15 protein-coding genes and 1 pseudogene are annotated in these 21170 nt (G+C 68.4%); 10 read left to right on the top strand and 6 right to left on the bottom strand.

All coding sequences use genetic code 11. The features are described 5' to 3' along the window. The first annotated feature begins 76 nt into the window (after positions 1-76). The 6 genes from ON39_RS13070 (at position 77) to ON39_RS13045 (ending at position 5548) form a co-directional block, all read left to right on the top strand. Positions 77-565 carry a MarR family winged helix-turn-helix transcriptional regulator gene (locus ON39_RS13070; protein ID WP_083894410.1) on the top strand — a complete coding sequence of 163 codons (489 nt, stop codon included), beginning with the start codon at positions 77-79 and terminating at the stop codon, positions 563-565. 95 nt (positions 566-660) lie between these two features. Beyond that, entirely contained in the window at positions 661-2196 is a 1536-nt protein-coding gene (locus ON39_RS13065) for a multicopper oxidase family protein (RefSeq protein ID WP_040734077.1), read from the top strand. Positions 2197-2285: 89 nt separating this feature from the next. Further along, a complete protein-coding gene (locus ON39_RS13060; protein WP_040734076.1) occupies positions 2286-3017 on the top strand; it encodes an ABC transporter ATP-binding protein in 732 nt (243 codons plus the stop codon). A gap of 28 nt (positions 3018-3045) precedes the next feature. Further along, complete coding sequence (locus tag ON39_RS13055; RefSeq protein WP_040734073.1) at positions 3046-3834, top strand: ABC transporter permease; 789 nt, start codon at positions 3046-3048, stop codon at positions 3832-3834. Then, complete coding sequence (locus tag ON39_RS13050) at positions 3831-4445, top strand: TetR/AcrR family transcriptional regulator (protein ID WP_083894409.1); 615 nt, start codon at positions 3831-3833, stop codon at positions 4443-4445. The genes ON39_RS13055 and ON39_RS13050 overlap by 4 nt, the downstream gene beginning before the upstream one ends. A gap of 23 nt (positions 4446-4468) precedes the next feature. Then, positions 4469-5548 carry an EstA family serine hydrolase gene (locus tag ON39_RS13045; protein ID WP_040734071.1) on the top strand — a complete coding sequence of 360 codons (1080 nt, stop codon included), beginning with the start codon at positions 4469-4471 and terminating at the stop codon, positions 5546-5548. A gap of 124 nt (positions 5549-5672) precedes the next feature. Here ON39_RS13045 and ON39_RS13040 read toward each other — a convergent pair whose 3' ends face one another. The 4 genes from ON39_RS13040 to ON39_RS13025 form a co-directional block, all read right to left on the bottom strand. Then, entirely contained in the window at positions 5673-5900 is a 228-nt protein-coding gene (locus ON39_RS13040) for a Trm112 family protein (RefSeq protein ID WP_040734069.1), read from the bottom strand. 10 nt (positions 5901-5910) lie between these two features. Beyond that, on the bottom strand, positions 5911-6375 hold the full coding sequence (locus tag ON39_RS13035; RefSeq protein WP_040734104.1) for a GtrA family protein: 465 nt from the start codon (positions 6373-6375) through the stop codon (positions 5911-5913). A 1410-nt stretch (positions 6376-7785) separates the two neighbouring features. After that, positions 7786-10071, bottom strand: coding sequence for a membrane protein (locus ON39_RS13030; protein WP_040734101.1), 2286 nt, complete (start codon positions 10069-10071; stop codon positions 7786-7788). 15 nt (positions 10072-10086) lie between these two features. After that, positions 10087-12246: a hypothetical protein gene (locus ON39_RS13025; protein ID WP_085998171.1), complete on the bottom strand. Its 2160-nt coding sequence runs from the start codon at positions 12244-12246 to the stop codon at positions 10087-10089. 324 nt (positions 12247-12570) lie between these two features. On the opposite strand from ON39_RS13025, the gene ON39_RS13020 reads away from it, so the two are divergent. Beyond that, on the top strand, positions 12571-13644 hold the full coding sequence (locus ON39_RS13020) for a glycosyltransferase (protein ID WP_174412524.1): 1074 nt from the start codon (positions 12571-12573) through the stop codon (positions 13642-13644). Next, a complete protein-coding gene (gene rffA, locus ON39_RS13015; protein WP_040734067.1) occupies positions 13634-14773 on the top strand; it encodes a dTDP-4-amino-4,6-dideoxygalactose transaminase in 1140 nt (379 codons plus the stop codon). Before ON39_RS13020 ends, rffA begins: the two co-directional genes overlap by 11 nt. 329 nt (positions 14774-15102) lie before the next feature. Here rffA and ON39_RS13010 read toward each other — a convergent pair whose 3' ends face one another. Next, positions 15103-15702 carry a class I SAM-dependent methyltransferase gene (locus tag ON39_RS13010; RefSeq protein WP_040734064.1) on the bottom strand — a complete coding sequence of 200 codons (600 nt, stop codon included), beginning with the start codon at positions 15700-15702 and terminating at the stop codon, positions 15103-15105. 127 nt (positions 15703-15829) lie between these two features. After that, complete coding sequence (locus ON39_RS13005; protein WP_085998170.1) at positions 15830-18781, bottom strand: acyl-CoA synthetase; 2952 nt, start codon at positions 18779-18781, stop codon at positions 15830-15832. 503 nt (positions 18782-19284) lie between these two features. Between ON39_RS13005 and ON39_RS13000 the strand changes: the two genes are divergently transcribed. Further along, a complete protein-coding gene (locus tag ON39_RS13000; RefSeq protein WP_040734059.1) occupies positions 19285-20691 on the top strand; it encodes a family 2B encapsulin nanocompartment shell protein in 1407 nt (468 codons plus the stop codon). Between the two features lie 14 nt (positions 20692-20705). Beyond that, positions 20706-21170, top strand: a pseudogene (locus ON39_RS12995) (hypothetical protein); the annotation flags it as partial.

Here is a 21170-nt window from a genome sequence, read left to right as displayed (position 1 = left end):
ATGTCGGTCCGCCGCCCGGGTGGCCGAGCGCCGTATCATATGAGAACCATAACAACTAATACGAGAATCAAACAATATGAAAGAGGTAACAATGGCGGACACCCGCCGACACCGCCGGTCGGCCAAGGCGGTCAAGGAGTCGCTGCGGGATCTGAACACCCAGCTGGCGCTGCTCAACCGGCAGTTCGGGGCGAAGGTCGAGCTCAAGGACGCCGACTGGAACTGCCTCGACCTGGTGAACAGGCACGGCCCGCTCAGCGCGGGAGCACTGGCCAAGCTCGCCGGGCTGCATCCGGCGACGATGACCGGCGTGCTCGACCGCCTGCAGCGCGGCGGCTGGATCGTGCGCGAGCGCGACCCGGCGGCCGCCGACCGTCGCGCGGTCACCATCCGCGCGACCCGTGACCGCATTCCCGAGCTGTACCAAGTACTTTCGGGCATGAACAACCGGATGGACAAGGTGTGCGATCGATACACCGAAGCCGAACTGGAGGTGATCGCGGATTTCCTGCGCCGCACCGCCGCAGCCGGGCACGACTCGGCCGTGGAACTCGGCGGCGGGTGAGCCGCCGACCCTGGTGTGGCAGGCGGAAAGTCAAGGGTCGGAATGGGGGACGCGCCCGGATGTCCTGAGCGGGTGCCGATTCATACCGTCGGCACATGGTTTCGGTTTCTCGACCGCGCAGGTGGCGGCGGTTGCTTCTGGTTCTCGGCGCGCTCGTCACCCTGCTCGCGCTGGCGATCGGTGGCGGGGTCACCCTGGTGTATGTGAACGCGGCCGTATCCACGGTCGGCAGTGCGGAATTCAGCAATGAACTCGCCATTCCGCCGCTGGCGCCGTCTCGGCTGCGACCCGACGGGGCACGCGAGTTCGAACTCGAAATGCGTTCGGGACGAACGGAATTCCGTCCCGGACAGGCCACCGAGACCTGGGGCTTCAACGGCAGCTATCTGGGGCCGACCCTGCGCGCCCGGCGTGGTGAGCGGGTCGCGGTCACCGTTCGTAATCAACTGCCCGAAGCCTCTTCGGTGCACTGGCACGGCATGCACCTCCCGGCGGCGATGGACGGCGGGCCGCACCAGATGGTGCAGGCCGGAGGCGCCTGGTCTCCGCAGTGGACGGTGGATCAGCCTGCCGCGACCCTCTGGTACCACCCGCATCCGCACGGGGTGACCGAGAAGCATGTGCAACGCGGGCTCGCCGGGATGTTCCTGCTCGATGACGAGGTCTCCGAATCGCTACCGCTGCCGAGGAATTACGGCGTCGACGATCTGCCGGTCATCGTCCAGGATGTGAAATTCCGCGGCGCCGAGTTCGATTCGTCGCACGCCATGTTCCGCGACACCGGGTTTCTCGGCGATCGGACGATGGTCAACGGGACGCTGACGCCCTACCGCGAGGTCGGCGACGAGCTGATCCGCCTGCGCCTGCTCAACGCCTCGACGGCGCGGATCTACACCTTCGGCTTCGCCGACGAGCGCCAGTTCTCGCTCATCGGCACCGACGGCGGGCTGATGGAGCGGCCGCTCGCCCTCGATCGTGTCCAACTGTCGCCCGGCGAACGGGCCGAGATCGTCGTGCGGATGCGGGCCGGTGAGCGAACGGTGTTGCGCGGCAACAAGCTCGACGCCGGCCTCGGATTCTGGAACCAGCGCTTCGCCGGCGGCGACGACACCTTCGACATCCTCCAGCTTCGCGCCGCCGAAACTCTGCGCCCCGCACCGGAATTGCCGTCGGTACTGACCCGCGCGTCGACTCCTGACGGCTCGGACTCGGTGCGGGAGCGCCGCTTCGACATCAATCTCGCGGGCATCAACGGCAAGCCGATGGCGATGGACCGGATCGATCTGGCCGTCACCCGCGGCACCGCCGAAACCTGGATCGTGCACAACAACGACGGCATGCCGCACAACTTCCACATCCACGACGTGCAGTTCCGCGTGCTCGCGCGAAACGACGGGCCGCCGCCCGCGGAGCTCACCGGTCCGAAGGACACCGTTTTCCTCCCGCCGAACGCCACGGTCACCCTCGCCATGCGCTTCGACGGACCTGCGGATCCGAACTCGCCCTATATGTATCACTGCCACCTGTTATGGCACGAGGACCAGGGAATGATGGGCCAATTCGTGGTCGTCGACGCGGGCCAGTCGCCGGGGACGCCGCCCCCGATGCCGCCCGGACATCACGGGCACTGATCGTCGTAGAACATCCCCCTTGCCGATGTCGCATGTCCGCGCTAAATTCATCACACAGTGAATTCAACACTCGATGAATTGAGGCGACTATGTCGCAAAACACCTCTTCACCTGCTGTCGAGGTTCGCAACCTGGTGGTGCGACGCGGCAAGCGGGAGGTCCTGCACGACGTCTCGCTGACGATGCCGCGCGGCTCCATCACCGGGCTGCTCGGGCCGTCGGGGTGCGGCAAGACGACCCTGATGCGCAGCATTGTCGGCACTCAGATCGTCGAATCCGGGGAAATCTGGGTGCTGGGGCGGCCCGCGGGGTCGGCGGAGCTGCGGCGGCGGGTCGGCTACGTCACGCAGTCGCCGAGCATCTACTCCGATATCAGCGTGCACGAAAATGTCGCGTACTTCGCCGCGCTCTACGGGCGCGAACGCGGCGCGACCGACGACGCGATCGGCGCGGTCGGGCTGGCCGAGCACGCACACCAGCGCGGCGACGAGCTGTCCGGCGGGCAGAAGACCCGCGTCTCGCTGGCCTGCGCGCTGGTCGCCCGCCCTGAGCTGCTGGTGCTGGACGAGCCGACCGTCGGCCTGGATCCAGTTCTGCGCGTGGACCTTTGGAAGCAGTTCCGCGAGTTGGCCGCCAACGGAACGACTTTGGTGGTGTCCAGCCACGTGATGGACGAGGCCGAGCACTGTGACCGGCTGCTGCTCATGCGCGAGGGTCACCTGCTCGCTCAGCTCAGCCCCGACGAACTGCGCGCCGAAACCGGTGAGCAGAACCTCGAACACGCCTTCCTCGCATTGATCACGCGCGTGCACGCCGCATGAAACTCACGTCGAACACTAGGCAGGAACCATGACCACCCTCGACTCCACGCGGCGCACACTCTCCCTGCGCCCCTACGCCTCCACGACCACCCGCATTCTGTGCCAGCTGCGCAACGACCACCGCACCGTGGCCATGATCCTGGTGGTCCCCGCGCTGCTGATGACCTTGCTGTACTTCATATATCGGGACACCCCGACCAACCCGTTCAACCCGGTGTCGCTGTTCGACCGGGTCGGCATCAGCATGCTCGGCATCCTGCCGTTCATCGTGATGTTCCTGATCACCGCCATCGCCATGCAGCGCGAACGCACCTCGGGCACGCTCGAGCGGCTGCTCACCACGCCGCTGGCGAAACTCGATCTGCTCGGCGGCTACGGCACCGCGTTCTCGCTGGCCGCGGCGGCGCAGGCGGCGGTGGCCTGCCTGGTGTCGTTCGGGCTGCTCGGGCTCGATTCGGCGGGCAGTCCGGGCTGGGTGGTGCTGATCGCGGTGGTCGACGCCGTCTGCGGTGTCGCGCTAGGGTTGCTGGCAAGCGCGTTCGCGCGCACCGAGTTTCAGGCGGTGCAGTTCATGCCCGTGGTGGTGGCGCCGCAGATCTTCCTGTGCGGCTTGCTCGTTCCGCGCGGGGAGCTGCCCGGCTGGCTGGAGGCGATCAGCAATGTGCTGCCGCTGAGCTACGCCGTCGATGCGCTGCAACAGGTTTCGACCCACGCCGAGGCCACCGGCGCGATGTGGCGCGATCTCGCGGTGGTGGCCGGGTTCGCGGTCATCGCCCTGTGCCTCGGGGCGGCGACACTACGTCGGCGCACGCAGTGACGGCGAACGGAGCGACCGGGGATCGGCCCGGCCGGTCCGGACGCCGGCCGGGACAGTCCGGCGCGCGGGAGGCGATCCTCGCGGCGGCGCGGGCGCGGTTCGCCGAGGCGGGTTTCGACAAGACCTCCATCCGCGCCGTCGCCGCGGACGCCGGGGTCGATCCGGCGCTGGTGCATCACTACTTCGGCACCAAGCAGCAGTTGTTCGGCGCGGTCGTGCAGTTGCCCGTCGATCCGGAGCTCACGCTCTCGGCCGTCGACGCCGCGCCGCTGGATCGGTTGGGCGAGACCATAATTCGCGCGGTGCTCAGCGTGTGGGACTCCCCCGCCGGCGACGGTGTCGTGGCCATGGTCCGCAGCATCATCGCGGGCGGGGACACCTCGCTGGCGCGGTCGTTCATTCTCGAGGTGGTGCTGGAGCGGGTCCGGCAGCGGATCGCCACGCCGGAGGACGATGGGCGGCTGCGGGTGGCGCTGGTGGGGTCGCAGATGATCGGGTTGTTGATGGCGCGCAAGATCGTCGGCATCGAGCCGATGGCGTCGGCGCCGGCCGAGGAGTTGATCAGCGCGATAGCGCCTACGCTGCAACGGTATTTGTTCGGGGAGATCTAGTTCGTCGTGAGGTGGTGAGGACGATGCGCTCGTTACAGGAGAAGATTCACCGCGTCCTCGACGAACTCGTCGACACCGATGCCGAAACCGGTTTGCAGGTCGCCGTTTACCGTCATGGGGCGTTCGTAGTCGACGCGGTCGCAGGGTTCGCCGATCGCGGGACCGGGCGGGGTATGACGCCGCAGACACCGGTCTTCAGTTTCTCCGCCGGCAAGGTCATGACGGCGCTGATCGCTCATCTGCTGGTGAAGTCCGGTGCCGTCGAGTACGACACAGCGCTGGTCGAGTTGTGGCCGGAGTTCGGGGCTCACGGCAAGGCGACTGCGACACTTCGGCACGTGCTCACCCACTCGGTCGGCGTGCCGGGGCTACCTCGGGACATCGGGCCTGCCGACCTGCCCGACTGGTCGCGGGTCTGCGCGGCGATCGCCGACGCCGAACCGCGGTGGCGGCCAGGGACCGCGACGGGGTATCACTCGTTCACCTTCGGTTTCCTGGTCGGCGAGGTGGCGCGGCGGGCGACCGGCAAACCGATGCGACAACTGCTGCACGAGTGGGTCGCCGCGCCTCTCGGCGTCGAGGGTGAGTTGTATTTCGGTGTGCCGCAAGCAGATCTGGCTCGGATGGCGCGGCTCGAGGACGGCGCGCCGATCTCCTCGCCCGACAATGCGCTGCTCGCGCCGTGGGAGTTGCGGCCGACGGCGGACCTGGGCAACAGCCGCGAGATCCTGCGGGCCGACATCCCGTCGGTCGGCACCTTCACCGCGCGGGGAATCGCCGCCGTGCACGCCGCGGTGCTCGACGGTCGGCTCATCGACGCGGCCCAGCTCGCGCAGGTGACGGCGGTGGCGTTCGAGGGCACCGACCGGGTCTTCGGGAATCAGGCGCGGCTCGGCCTCGGGTATCCGCTCGGGCGCATCGGGACTCGGCCGGAGGAGACACCGACCACGTTCGGGTGGGTCGGCGGAGGTGGGAGTTACGTCTATGCGGATGTGGCAAGCGGCACGTCGTTCGCGATGACGAAAACGCGTCTCACGCCGCACTTCGACACCGCTCAGCGACTCGCGGATCTGATTGCGGTGGAAGGCGATTCGGGCGTTTGAGTATCGGCTCGGCCAGTTGAAACCGCAGCGTGCACGTTGTCGCCGCCGGGCAGGTTATCGACCCGGCGACGGCTCGAGCTGGGATCTGTTGAGCGCGTGCGGTTCTCAGCGACGACTCGACTGCTCAGGATTCGGCGGGCTGGCCGATGAAATCGGTGTGCTCGGCGTCGGTGACGTCACGGGCCTCGTCGATGAGCAGCACGGGGATGCCGTTGTCGATGGGGTAGGCGCGGCGCAGGCGCGGGTTGTAGAGGACGGTGCCCTCGGTCGCGCGGACCAGCAGTAGCGGGCCCTTGTCCTGCGGGCAGGCCAACAGGCTCAACAGCGTGGCGTCCAAGGTGTGCTCCGGCATGAGCAGAAACCTACCCGACGGCGTTGTCGGCCTCGACCGGCGGTCGGCGGCGGAACGAGATGTGGCGGTGGCCGAAGTAGCTGGCGACGGCGACCAGGCCCATCACCACGACCGCGGCCGGTTTGTCGGGGAAGTGCCAGACGGAGACGGCCAGCTCGAGCAGCGCCATATTCAACAGCAGCCCACCGGAGTTGACCGCGACGAACCGCAGGAAGTCGCGCACGAGATGGCCGCGCACCCGGAACACCAGCGTGCGATGCAGCACGAAGGCGATCACGATGCTGACCGCGTACGCCGCCGCCACCGCCACCGACGGCGGCACGTTGTCCCCCAGCACCGCCAGCCAGACCACGGTCAATCCGATGCCCAACGCGGTATTGAACCCGCCGACCGCCGCGAACGCCACCTCCTGCCGACGCACGAGTCGCAACAGCGGCCCCGGCTTGGCCTCCGCCACAGCGTCGACATCCGGCATCGGCGCCATCGGCTCCGTCAGCGGACTAGGCACACCGATGTTCTCGTCCCGCACCTCCGAGTCACCGGTCGACCGCGCCACATCTACCGACGGCCGCACGCCATCCGCCACTGTTCGCCCACCATCAGCCGATAACCGAGTCGCCTCCCCCATGGCGCGCCCACCATCGGTCCACAATCGAAGCCCGTCCGCCGCCGCCGAGCGCGCAGCAGCCGACAACCGCACACCATCGGCCACCACGTGTTCACCATCGTCTGACGACCGGGCCTCATCCCCTACAGCGCGTCCATCATCGGTCGCCAACCGCACCCTGTCCGCCATCACGCGCGCACCATCGTCCGACGACCGCTCCCCATCGGTCACCGTCGGCTCGCCCCCGTCGACATCCGCGGACGCCACACTTCGCTCACCGTTGAATTCCATCAGACGCCCACCTCCAGTCGCGCCAGGCACTCTATCCCCTCCCCGCCCCACCCCATCGAGGGACGCACCCATCCTGCCGAGGTGACCGCCGAGCCAACTGGCCCCACACCAGGCTCGACCACCACCGCGACCACTCCGCGCGACCATCCGTCTGCCGCCAGGGCTGCCAGCAGCCCCACCCACCAACTCGTGCCACGCGGCACCACCCGGCCGTGAAGCACGCGGGTCACTCGTCGGCAGTAGCGGCCGCCAGTACAGGCAGCATGATCGCGAAGCAGCCGCCGCACACCTTCTGATCTCCCGCACTCCGACTTGCAGCACTGACACGCGCGCGGATGCCAGAAAGTATGCGACGGCCGCGGGATCGGCTGCTGCACACCATCTCGCACTGCCAGGTCCAATGCTGTGCCCGCCGCGACGGCCGTCACCACCCGATCCCAAGACCGAGGCGCGCGGTCAACATGGTGGGTACGCAACGCGCCGCGCACCGGGAGGCTGCCCCGCGCCTCCCACCCGGCAGGCCGCCTCGCGCCGCGCGCCCGACAAGCCGCCTCACGTCCCCGCACCCGACAAGCCATCTCGCGCCCCACACCCGACAAGCCGCCTCACGTCCCCGCACCCGACAAGCCATCTCGCGCCCCACACCCGACAAGCCGCCTCACGTCCCCGCACCCGACAAGCCATCTCGCGCCCCACACCCGACAAGCCATCTCGCGCCCCACACCCGACAAGCCGCCTGGCGCTGCGCACCCGACAGGCCGCCTCGCGCCCCGCACTCAGCAGTCTGCCTGGCGCCGCGCACCCGACAGGCAGCCTCGTGCTGCGCACACCGAAGGCCGCCTCTTACCACGCACGCAGCAGTCCGCCTCGTGCCACGCAATTTGGCCGGCAGCCTTGTGCCGCGCACCCGGCGGGCCGCTTCCTGCTCGCGTTCGCAGCCGCCCTTCACAGCTCCGTTGCGCGCCCGGGGTGGCGCAGGGTTCGCCCTTAAATCTTCGCGTCGACCAGGTCTGGGTGTGGGGTGACCGGCTCGTCTGTCGAGGTCTCCGCGAGTTCCTGCCCGTCGTTTCGCCGACGGCTTCGGAGGAAGGCCCAGTGGAGGACGCCCACTCCGAGTAGGCCGAGCAGAATTGCGGCTGCGCCGATCTTCCAGCCGGGTGGGCGCCAGGTGAGTTCTAGGTCCGCGTTCTTGGTGCCTGCGGGGATGTCCACGGCGACAAAGGTTTTGGCGACGACTTTGATGGGGAGGTCGTGGCCGTTGAGGGTGGCTCGGTAGCCGGGCCAGCCGAGGCGGGCGAAGACTACCTGGCCGCCGTTGTCGGAGTTCACGCGGACTCGGCTGGTCAGATCGGATTCTCCGACGGAGGTGGCGGTCACGCCGGTGGTGGCCGAGACTCGGCCGTTGCGGGTGGAGAGCAACCCGTCGACTCGCTCGAGCACGGAGATCTGCTGCTCGTGTCCGGGGTAGTCGACCCATTTCCAGCCGTCGGGGGCGGGCTGGTTGCGGGCGTCGGGGAACATCGAGCGTTGCAGGACGACGCGGTCGACCTTCATCAGGTCGACGATGGTGCGCCCGGTGGTGGGTTCGATATCGAAGGCGCGGCGCAGCGCGTCGGGGCACACGCTGGTGTCCCAGCGCATGCAGAGCATCTCGCCGAACCAGAAGTGTCCGTTGGGGGTGTAGCCGCTGACGTAGGTGAGCTCGAGATCCTTGGCGTAGTTGCCGAAGACGAGCGATCCGTAGGCGCCCCGCAGGTTCTTCTCGGCGGGCGGGATGGGTCCGCGATCGGCGAGTTGCAGTGTGGTGCCGGGGAAGTCGGGGAACGCGGCCTTCATCTCGGAGCGTTTCTCGGGGAGGTTCCAGCTCATCGGCGTCGGTTGCGCGCCCAGCACCTGGACGTAGGCGATGGGGAACACCGCGACGAGCGTCAGCGCGCACGCGGCGGCCATCCCCTTGTTGCGGCCGAGCCACACCACCGCGGCGCCGAGCGCGGCGACCGAGAGTGCCGCGAGCACATGCCAACCCAGCTCGCGCGGCGCGGCCGAGAACGAGCGCACGAACAACAGCCCGATCAGCACGCCGGCCGCGACACCGCGCCGCCGCCACCCGTCGAAGGTGGCGAAGCGCCCGAGCAGCACGCACACGAGCACCAGCAGTCCGAGCGCGACCATCGGCAGCACGCGCGCGGGCCAGCGCAGCGGACCGATGGTGCCGGGGCCCGCGGTCCACATGAGTCCCATGATGGCGACGAGCCCGATGGCGGTGAACTCCCGCCAGTTCTCGCGTGCCCGGCGCCAGTCGATGAACGCCAGCGCCGGAATGAGGAACCACGCGATGTAGACCACCGGCATCGGCTGCACATAGCCCCACCACGAGGTGTACGCGGGCAGCGTGCTCGGCAGGCTGGCATTGAGCGACTCCGACCACGGCACGGTCAGGAACTGGTCGTTGTTGATCTGGGCGGTGCCGCGCCAGGTCACCTTCGCCGACAGGATGCTCGGCAGGTAGGTCGCGAGGCCGGCGAGGGCCGCGCACGCGGACACGGCGAGCAGCCGCAGCGACGGCAGCCATTTGCGTTGGTAGACAACCTCGCCGACGGCCACCGCGCCGATCATCAAACCGGCTTCGACCGCCGGGAAGATGTACTGCACCGAGATGGCCAAATACAGGAACACGAAGGTCGGTATCGGCCCGCCGCGTCCGAAGCGACGTCTGCTCCGTCCTCCGTGGTCACGCAGACTCCCCCGCGCGTAACGCACACCCGAAGCCCACGCATGCACCAACCACGCCGTACCGACGAACGCCGTATACCAACTCGCCTCGTCGAAGAACAGCAACCACCCGCTGAACGGAATCGAGATGCCCGCCACCGCGGCCCACGGCGCGCTGGCCCCGTAGACCAGGCACACGCGATACACCCCGAGCCCGAGCACGATCGCGAAGATCAACTTCACGATCGTGGCGTAGAGCGCGACGTTGTCCACCGAGGGCGCGATCAGATCGATCAGCAGCTGCGGCGGATTCAGCAGCCCGGCCTCTTCGATGGTGTAGTTGCCCGCCATCCAGTGCTCGGGGACCATCGCGGGGAACTGCCCGTCGCGCAGGCGATTCCCGAGCATCACCCACAGCGGGGCGTACTGCGACTCGGTGTCGTCGGTGTAGAAATGCCGGACATTGGCCAGCAGGACGGCACCGTATCCGGCCACCACGCCGAGCGCGGTTATGAGGCCCCACTTGTACACGTCCCGCCGGGCGAGGGCGCTGCTTTCCACCACGAGTTCCAGACCCTACCTCGCGGCGGCCGACTCCTTCGCACGCCGCCGCGACCGCACGTACAGCCACTGCAGCACGCCGACGCCGACGACCCCGGCCACGAGCGCGCCGATGCCGATCTTCCAGCCCGGCGGACGCCAGGTCAGCACCAGCTCCGCGTTCTGCGTACCGGCGGGAATATCAACGGCGACAAAGGATTTCGCCACCGTGGTGATCGGGATCTGCTTGCCGTCGATGGTCACGCGGTAGCCGGGCCAGCCGAGCCTGGAGAACACCACGCGCCCGCCGCTCGGCGAGCTGACCCGCACCCGGCTGGTGGTGTCGGTCTCCGAGATGGACGCCGCCGTCACGTTCTTGGTGGCCGCGACCCGGCCGTTCACCGTCGAGATCGGACCGTCCACCCGTTCGAGCACCCAGATGTACTTTTCGTGCCCGGGGTAGTCGACCCATTTCCAGCCGTCCGGCGCGGGCTGGTTGCGCGCGTCGGGGAACAGGGCGCGCTGCAACACGACTCGATCCAGCTTCATCAGATCGGCGAGGGTGCGGCCGGTGGTCGGCTCGGCGGTGAACATGCGCCGCAGCGCGTCCGGGCAGACGCTGCTGTCCCAGCGCATGCACAGCAGCTCACCGAAGTAGTAGTGGCCCGTCGGGGTGTAACCGTTGACGTAGGTGAGCTCCAGCGACTTGGCGTAGTTGCCGAAGACGAGGGAGCCGTACGCGCCGTCGAGGCTCTTGTCCCCCGGTTGCAGCAGGCCGCGCTCGGCGAGTTGCAGTGTGGTGCCGGGGAAGTCCGGGAAGGCGGCCTTGGCGTCGGAGCGGTTGGTCGGCAGGTTCCACGTCATCGGGGTCGGCTGCGCGGCCTGCACCTGGAAGAACGCGATCGGGAACATGGCAACGATCGCGAGCGCGCACGCGGCCGCGACGCCCTTGACCCGATCCAGCCAGAGCACCGCGATGCCGAGTGCGACGACGGCGACGGCCGCGAGCACATGCCAGATCGCGTCGTGCGGGTCGGCGGAGAACGTCCGCACCCAGAGCAGCAAGATCAATACCCCAGCGGCGATCCCGCGATTTCTGAGGTCCCGCGTCGTGCCGTAGCGCGCGAGCAGCACGCACACCAGCACCAGCAGCCCGATGGCGAGCATCGGCAGCACCCGCACCGGCCAGCGCAGCGGCCCGATAGAGCCGGGCCCCGCCGCCCACATCAGCATCATGACCGCGAAGAACGCGACGCCGGACAGCTCACGCCAGCTGTCCCTGGCCCGTCGCCAGTCGATGAACGCGAGCGCCGGAATCAGGAACCAGGCGATATAAGTGACCGGCATCGGCTGCACGTACCCCCACCAGGAGGTGAAGGCGGGCAGCGAACTCGGCAGGCTGGCGTTGAGCGACTCCGACCACGGCACCGTGAGGAACTGGTCGTTGTTGATCTCCATGGTGCCGCGCCAGGTCACCTTCGCCGACAGCATGCTCGGCAGGAAGGTCAGCAGGCCGGCGAGTCCGGCGCAGCCGCCGACGATCGCCAGCCGCGCCACCGGCCACCATTTGCGTTGGTAGACAAGCTCGCCGACCGCCACGGCGAGCAGCATGAGCGCGGCCTCGACTGCTGGGAAAATGTACTGCGTGGAGATCGTCAGATAGAGATAGACGAAGACCGGAATCGGCCCCGCCTGCCCACGCGTGTACCGCACCGACGAGGCCCACGCGTGCACCATCCACGCGGTGCCGGTGAGCGCGGTCATCCAGCTGGCCTCGTCGAAGAACAGGAAGAACCCCGACAGCGGGAACGCGACGCCCGCGACCGCCGACCAGGCCGGCCGGCCGCCGTAGGCGAGGCAGATCCGGTAGACGCCGAGCGCGGCGATGATCGCGAAGATCAGTTTGACGAGCGTGGCGTAGAGCGCCATGTTGTCGACGGACGGTGCGATCAGATCGATCAGCAGCTGCGGCGGGTTGAACAGGCCCGCGTCGTCCATGGTGTTGTTGCCCGACATCCACCGCTCGGGCACCAGCACGGGAAAGGTGCCCTCGCGCAGCGCGTGGCCGAGGCCGACCCACAGCCCGGTGTACTGGGACTCGGTGTCGTCGGTGTAGAAGTGCCTGGCATTGGCGAGCAGGACCGAGGCGTAGCCGAGGATCACGCCGACGGCGGTGACGAGCCCACACAGGTACACGGTGCGACGCGATGCGCGGCCGGGATCGGTGGGCTCATGATCGACGACCGTCGACTCGACCTCGACCGGATCACCCCCGTCGACCTCGGCGGACCCCTGGCGCGTCACCCTCGACACTGCACTATCCGTCACGAGTTCCAAACCCTACACAGCAGTGTGGCGCTTGGCATCCGGCCGCCGACGCGATGATGATGGGGGCATGCACGGCATGGCATCGCGCCCCCGAACCCGAAACCCGCACCATGTTAGAGTTCTGGGCGCCTCGGGCCCTGCTGTCCAGCGGGGAGTACCGGCACGCACCGTCATCGAAAGTCGATCCAGCTGATGCCGATTCCTTCCCGCACGCCCCGTACTGCTCCGGTCGTCGCCAATGGCAGACCGTCGCGGTCGCACGCCTTGTCCGTGGTCGTGCCGATCTATCGGGGCGAGGACACCATCGGCGGCCTGGTCGCCGAGCTGCACGAGCTCACCCGCCCCACCGAGACCCCGGGCGGCGCCACCTTCCAAATCGACGAGATCATCCTCGTACACGACCGCGGCCCGGACCGTTCCGACGTGGTGTTGCAGGAGTTGGAGCGGGCCTACCCCGAGGTGCGCACGATCTGGCTCAGCCGTAATTTCGGCCAGGACGCCGCGACCATCGCGGGCATGTCGGCCGCGGGCGGCGACTGGATCGTCACCATGGACGAGGACGGCCAGCACGATCCCCGCTTCATCGGCGCCTTCCTCGACGCGGCACTGTCCGAGCGGGCCGAGCTGGTGTATTCGAAGCCGACCAACACCCGCCCGCACGGCTTCCTGCGCAACCTCACCTCACGCGGCGCGAAGCTGGTGCTCGCGACGGTGTTCGCGTTCCCCGACTCCACCCGGTTCGAAAGCTACCGGCTCATCCGCGGCGCCATCGGCCGCCAGCTCGCCGAGGTCGCCTCGAACGGCGTCTACCTCGACGTCGCGCTCACCTGGGTGGTCGGCGCGGTCGCGCAGGTGCCGGTGGAGCTGCGCGCCGAGGGCCGCGAGGAGTCCGGTTACAACTACCGCCGCTTGTTCTCGCTGTTCTGGAAGATGGTGCTGTGCAGCGGAACTCGCGGCCTGCGCCTGGTCAGCCTGCTCGGCGTGACGCTGGGTCTCGGCGGCGGCGTGATGGCCGGCGTCATCGTCTACGAGGCGCTGACCACCGACAACTGGGCGCCCGAGGGCTGGGCCTCGATGATCGTCGTGCTGCTGCTGGTCTCCGGCGCGATCCTGTTCTCGCTCGGGCTCATCGCCGAATACCTCGGGGTGGCGTTGCATATTCTCGTGGGCAAGCCGCTGTATCTGACCGTCGATTCGCCCACGCCGCGACCGATAGCCAGGGAACTGACCACTGCGAACAAGGGGAACGACCGGGTTGAGCACTGACCGCGTCATCTTCAGCCGCCCGTTCCGGGCTCGCCGCGAACTGGCCAACCTCGAGGCGGTGCTCGGTTCCGACCACAGCCACGGCGACGGGCCGTTCACTCAGTCGGCGACCCAGAAGCTGAAGGTCATCACCGGGGCGCCGCACGCGCTGCTGACCACCTCGTGCACCTCCGCGCTGGAGATGGCGGCCCTGCTGCTCGAGCTCGGCCCCGACGACGAGGTGATCGTGCCGAGCTTCGCGTTCACCTCCACCGCGACCGCCATGGCGTTGCGCGGGGCCACCTGTGTATTCGCCGACATCGACCTCGCGACCGGCAACCTGGACCCCGAGTCGGTGGCGGCCGCGATCACCCCGCGGACCAAGGCCGTGGTGGTCATCCACTACGGCGGCGTCGCCGCCGACATGGACCGCCTGCTCGCCCTGGCCAATACGCACGGTTTCGCCATCGTCGAGGACAACGCGCACGGCCTCGGCGGACGCTGGCGCGGACGCCCGCTCGGCACCCTCGGCAGCCTTGGCACGCTCAGCTTCCACGACACCAAGAACGTGCACTGCGGCGAGGGCGGCGCGCTGCTGCTCACCGACGAGATCCTGATGGCGCGCGCGGAGATCATCCGGGAGAAGGGCACCGACCGGGCCAGGTTCCTGCGCGGCGCGGTGGACAAGTACTCCTGGCAGGACATCGGCTCGAGCTACCTGCCGAGCGAGCTGAACGCGGCGGTGCTCGACGCGCAACTCGACGAGTTCGACACCATCCAGGCCGGCCGGCACCGCGTATGGGACGCCTACGCCGCCGCGCTCCCCGAGTGGGCCGCCCGCAACGACGTTCGCCTGATGACCATCCCCGCCGACCGCGAGCACACCGCCCACCTGTACTACCTGCGCACGCCCACCGAGGAACGCCGCGACGACCTCATCACGCATCTGCGTTCGCGCGGCATCGTCGCCCCGTTCCACTACGTGCCGCTGGACTCCAGCCCCGCCGGGCTGAAGCTCGGCCGTACTCCCCGGCCGTGCGTGCGCAGCGCGGAGTTCTCGGGAACGATTGTGCGCCTGCCCCTTTGGCCGGACCTGACGGGAGAGCAGGTCGGTCGGGTGATCGAGGCGGTCACCGAGTTCACCGCCTGACGCACGCGCGGCGGGGAGATCCGCTCGGTCGCCGCACACTCTTTTGGCATACGCACGCATGTCAGCACGGCGAGTCCGGGTGCGGGAAACCAGAAAGGTGCGGCGGCGAGCTAAGCCTGAGCAAGTACAGCTTCAATCGGCGGCCCACGGACGACCTCACCACCCACCGCCCCGCGAACTACCCGCCGCACGCCATCCCCGGCCGACCCCCGCACACGCCTTTCGACACGCGCCCGCGCCGACACGCGAGCCACCACACCTTCTAGCACACGCCCGCGTGTCAGCACGGCCAGTCTGGGTGCGGACGTCAGAAAGGGTGCGGCGGCGAGCTAAGGCTCGAGCACGTAGAGTTTCTCTCGCCCGCCCGCGATCAACTCCTGGTGCACCACGTGCGACTCGTAGCGCCGGAAGAACGCGTCCAGTGTCGCCTCGGTAAAACGATGCGCCTGAACACCATCCCCCGCGTCGGTGAAACGCCGGCCGACGGCGGCGAGCACTCGGTTCTCACTGCTGGCCATGTTCCGCACCGGCTCTGCGATGATCACCTGCTTGCCCGCGGCGGCCAGCATCCGGTCGAGCACGGGCGCGGGGTCGGGGAGGAAATGGTAGAGGCTGGCCTGCATCACGACGTAGTCCGCGGCGGGCAGCGTCGCGTCGGAGTTCAGATTCCACAGCTTGCCGTGCCCGCCCGCCCTGTCGACCACGCCGACGAATCGCTCGTTGCGATCGAGGCCGGTGTAGTGGACCGACTTGGCGCGCAGATACCGGGTGTACAAGGTCGCGGGCCCGCAGCACAGATCGACCACGCCGGCCCCCTCCGGCACGAGCGCCGCGACGGCGCGGTACCGAGCCGTGTAGTACCGGCCGTACAGCGCGCGGATCAGCAGTTCGTAGACGGTGGCGTTGCGGTAGATAAGGCTCGTACTCACCCGGTACTCCTGACAAATCGGACAGCAACGTCAGCGTGGGATGGTACGGCGCTCACCACCTGTCCGCGCGACCGGGTGCGGCCGCCGGATCGGTGAATCCGGCCGCTTCCCAACTCGATTCGGCGGCTCAGTAGTCCCCGAGGATCTTCGGCACGTCGTCCTCGGTGAGGATCTCGTAGGCGTCGGAGGCCCGGTTGTACCACCAGGTGTCGGGCCCGGGCTTCGGCCGCCCCGCCGCCTGCACCGCGCGGGTGGACGGCCGGTACGAAGAACTGCGCGGGATATCGTCGACCAGGTAGACCAGATCGGGCCGCTGATCGGGTTCGAGCGCGCGCAACGCCTCGGTCACGTCCTTCGGCTCGAGCCGGAACCCCTTGCGCACGCTCACCGCCGCGACCGCGACGCAGTGCTCCCCCGCCTCCAAGCCATAGGCGACCTCCAGGTCGACCGCGGTGATGTCGTTGAGCACGTCGACGATCGGCTGCCCGAACACCGGCCCGCGCCTGGTCCGGATCACCGTGTCCTTGCGGTCGATCAACCAGTAGTCGCCGTCGCCGTCGCGACGGAACAGATTCTCCGTCGGCATCCACGAGTCGCCGGGCGCGAACACCCCGCGCAGCCCGCCCGCGGAGATGTCGACCCCGCCGGAGGCCTTGCCGATCAGCAATCCGATCTCGTTGTCCCCGCAGCGGCGGGCGTAACCCGAGTCGTCGACCAGGATCCGCTCGGCGATCGGGTCGTAGGCAACCAGCTCGACCCGCGCGGTGCCCGGCACCGGCCTGCCCTTGCAGCCGGGTTTGACGCCCGTCACGTTGGCCAGCACCACGTCGCCCTCGATCGAGGCGTAGAACTCCAGCACCCGGGCCGGCTCGAACTGCTCGGTGGTGCGCCGCCACAGGCCCGCGGGCATGCCGGAGCCGATGAACAGCCGGATCGGGTGTCGATGACCGGCGGGGAAGACCTCGGCGTCGAGGATGTCGCGCAGCATCGTCCAGGTGTAGGTGACCACGGTGACGCCGTAGCGGTGCACCTCCTCGGCGAACTGGGCCGGATCCAGCGAGCGGGCGAGCGCGATCCGGCTGCCGCCCGCGATGGCGCCGCCGAGACTCACCAGTAGTCCGGACGAATGATGCAGCGGCGCAAGGCAATACACCGTGTCCCTGCGGTTCAGGTCGGCGGTGGTCGCGGTGCCGAAGGCCGAGAGCGCCCAGCGGTGGTTGGTGATGTACTTGGTCTCCAGCCGGTCGCCCGTGCCGGTGACGAGCACGAACGCGAGCTCGCGCGCCAACCCCGGATCGGGTCGATACCAGCCCGGCAGCTTGACCTGCGTCGGATCGATCTGCTCGAGATCGATCACCTTGTCGCTCAACGGAATATCGAGCCGACGAGCGTCGCCGCCGCCGAGCACCAGCACCCGCGCGCCCGTGCCGGACGCGTGCCGCAGGTTCTCCGGATCCGCGACCACCGTGTCGACACCGGTGACCTCGAGCGCGCGCACCAGCTCGCTGCCCGGCGCCAGCAGCACCGCCACCGCGCCCAGCCGCGACAGCGCCGCGACCGTCGCCAGCGCGCTCGGCCGGGTCTCCATGAGCACGCCGACGCGCATCGCCGGCCGGACGCCGACCGAGATGAGCCCGCGCACCACGTTGTCGATGCGGACATTGACCGCCGCGTTGGTGTGCACCCGATCCTCGAACAGGAACAGGTCTTTCATCGGTGCGCGACGCCCCTGCTCGGCGATCAGCCGCCCCAGCGAGATGCGGGTGTGCGGCTGGATCATGCCCAGCCTGGTCAACCGCGGCAGCGCCCGCGCCGCCTCGCCGGCCAGCTCGACCGAGCCGCGCACAGCGTTGCTGGCGATGCCCTCGAGCGCCTTGCCGACTCCGGTACCCGCCTCGGCCAGGCTGGCGGCGGTGTGCACGACGCGGGTGGCCGCCGAGCGGGGCCGGTTGGTGTCGACGTGCTCGGCCATCGGGTGGATCTCCGGCGGCAGCGGCGCGTCGCGGTCGAGCCAGTCGATCCACTGGCGCACCAGCGGCCAGGTGTGGTTGGTCGCGGTACTGCCCGCCACCAGGCCGAAATGCCCGGCGACCAGGTTCGCCTCGTACACTCCCGCGTTCGGCGCCGCCCGCACGATGCCGCGCACCGCCGCGGGCTGGCCGATATCGTCGACCTCGCCGACGAACGCGAGAATCGGGCACTTCAACTCGGCGAGTGAGACCGGCTGATCGCGAATCACGAAGCCGCCGAGCATCAGCCGGTTGTGCGCGACGAACTGCTTGAGCAGGTCGGCGGCGGCCGGGCCCGCGTAGCCGACCCAGCCGTCGTTGTTCAGGAACCGGCGCTGGCGCTCCTTGGGCAGCAGCGCCTCCCGATCGTGCAGCTGCCGCAGGAAGTCGAGCCGGGCCTTGGCGGTCTTCATCGGGTCGAGCAGCTGGAAGCCGATGCGCACCATCGAATCGGTGATCGGCAGCCGGGTGACCACGTGATCGGCCAGGAAATCGGCGACGTCGGACACCATCCCGTAGGGCAGCCCGAACGGCATGCCCGCGACCACGTCGACGGGGCTGCCGAAGGTCACGATGCTCTGCACGCCCTTGCCGTAGCGATAGGCGGCGACCTGGTAGGCGAACATGCCGCCCTGCGAGTAACCCATGAGGTGCACGCGGGAGCCGGTCGCCTCGGTCACCGCGTCGATCGCGCTGCTGACCGCGAGCACGTGGTCGGCGAGGTCGCGCTCCCAGCCGCCCTCCTCGCTCGCGGGCGAGCCGAAATCGACCACCCAGCAATCGATTCCGCCGCGGTGCAGGATGCCGACGGCGCCGTCGGCGACGTTCACGTCCCAGATGTCGGCGTTGACCATGAGCGGCGGCACGAGCAGCGCGACGGGGCGGCCCTGGGTCTCGTCGTCGGGGAAGTAGTGCCGCAGCCGGTACATCCGCCGTCGCTCGACCACCTCGAACGGGGACGACTCGACGTCGTGGGTCAGCCCGCCGAAGCGGATGACCTCCAGGCCGTTCTGCGCGGTCGCCAGCAACCGCTGCGCCGATCCGACCAAATCCTTCGCACTGAACTTCAAGATCGCTCCTGGCCCTACCCTAGAACGTGACCCTCATCGTCCGCATCCGCGTAGCACCGGAATACCGCTCCGGTCCCCGACCTACGCCGCGATGTGTTCAGACGAGCTTCCCATACCGTCTGTCCATTATGTGTCCCCTGTGACACGATCCATGCACGTTAGGCGGGGTCAATGGGCACCGCGCACGGTAACCGCTCGTCGGCTGCCTGTCGCCGGTTCGACGGATTCGCGCACCGAAGTTATGGCCCGGCAATTCGATCGGTGGCATGTCGTAACCATCCGCAATCGCATCCGCCATTTCGCTGCGTACTGCCCGCTAACCGTCTTACGATCGATAGCGTCTCCGAACGCACTGTCGCGTAAGCCATTTCGAACGAGTGACTGATTCAGCGGGCCGCGGCCCGCCCTGCTTGCTGTGCCGAAATAGCCGTCTCCGAACAACCATCGTCACGTGTCGCACGCCGATCACGTCGGGGTGGTCCGTGTCGAGGTGAGGACATCGCATGACCATCGAGATGCCGGTCCAAACGGAAAACCACGTACGCAAGAGCCTCAGCACCAGCGCCGCCGCCAAACTGGCGCACACCACCAAATCCGAACCCCAGATGCAGGGCATCAGCTCGCGCTGGCTCACCCGCATGCTGCCGTGGACCCAGGTCAAGGGCGGCGTGTACCGGGTCAACCGCCGGCTCACCCACACCGTCGGCAACGGCGTGGTCGAATTCGACGTCGACGGCGGCCGCGCCCGCGTCATCCCCGCCGAACTCCGAGAACTGCCCGCGCTGCGCGACTTCGACGACGACGAGGTGCTGCGCGCCCTCGCCGAGCGTTTCCAGCAGCACGATCTGGAGCCGGGCAGCGTCGTCGCCGAATTCGGCAATCCGATGCACCAGATCGCGCTCGTCGTGCACGGCAAGTTGAGCAAAATCGGCTCCGGTGAATACGACGAGCACACCAAGCTCGGCATCGTGGCCGGCGGCGGCTATTTCGGCGACGAAGCCCTCACCGACCCGGAAGCCATCTGGCCGGTCACCGTCAAAACCGTCACCAAGACAACCCTGCTCGTACTCCCCCGGCAATCGCTCGACGAGCTGCTGGAGAACGTGCCGCAATTGCGCGAGCAACTGTCCAGAATGGCCGAGGTGCCCCACCGCCCACAGAATGCCAAGGGCGAGGCCGCGATCGAGATCGCGTCCGGTCACGCCGGCGAGCCCATGCTCACCGGAACATTCGTCGATTACGACGCCAGACCCCGCGAGTACGAACTCAGCCTGGCGCAGAGCGTGCTGCGTGTGCACACCCGCGTCGCCGATCTGTTCAACGATCCGATGGACCAGGTCGAGCAGCAGCTGCGGCTGACCATCGAGGCGCTCTACGAGCGGCGCGAGCACGATCTGGTCAACAACCCCGACTTCGGGCTGCTGCGTAACTGCGATCTCAAGCAACGTATTTACAGCGAGTCGGGCCCACCTACCCCGGATGACATGGACGAGCTGCTGAGCATGAGGCGCAGCACCAAACTCTTTCTCGCCCACCCGAAAGCGATCGCCGCGTTCGGCCGCGAATGCAGCAAACGCGGCCTGTACCCGGACCCGGTCGATGTCGACGGCCACCGGGTGCCGGCCTGGCGTGGGATACCGATCTTCTCGTGCGGCAAGATCCCGGTCAGCGACACTCAGACCACGACCATCCTGGCCATGCGCACCGGCGAGAAGGACCAGGGCGTCATCGGCCTGCACCAGACCGGCATCCCGGACGAGTTCGAGCCGAGCCTCAACGTCCGGTTCAAGGGCATCGATGATCAGTCGATCATTTCCTACCTGGTCAGCTGCTATTACTCGGCCGCTGTGCTGGTGCCGGACGCTCTCGGCGCGCTCGACAATGTCCTGGTCGCTCGGCAAACGGACTGACGGGGGGATGAACCGTGTCTATGTTGTCCCGCACCGTGGCGGTGCCCGCCACCCACGAGATCGCCGACGCCGTCACCGCGCTGCTCTCCGACCTCAATGGCGGCGCCCCGGCGACGTTGCCGCACAATGGATTTCCCACCGCGGCGGAGGCCGGGGCCGCCGACTCGGCGGTACCCGATGCGCCGGCCCCGGACGCCCACGCCCGGCCCGGTCTCCTCGGTCCGAAGGGGCTCGGTAGCGTCGCGCTGCTGATCACGCCGCCGACCGCCGGGGCCGGAACCGAGTACATCTCATCGACATTGACGACACCGCCGAGTGTCACCACGTCGAATCCAGCCCTGGTCGAGCCGCATGTTCCGGCGGAAACGCGCGGTGCGACACCGTCCGGCGCCGACTCCTGGCTCAGTCGACCGACCGAGAGCCGCATTCCCACCGGCCCAACTGGTTTGGGCACCGCGGTGGACCACGCCCTCATCGAG

Source organism: Nocardia tenerifensis NBRC 101015 (assembly GCF_000308715.1).
GTDB classification, from domain to species: domain Bacteria; phylum Actinomycetota; class Actinomycetes; order Mycobacteriales; family Mycobacteriaceae; genus Nocardia; species Nocardia tenerifensis.
Note: the sequence above shows the minus strand (reverse complement) of the source record. Positions and strands in the feature narration are given on the sequence as shown.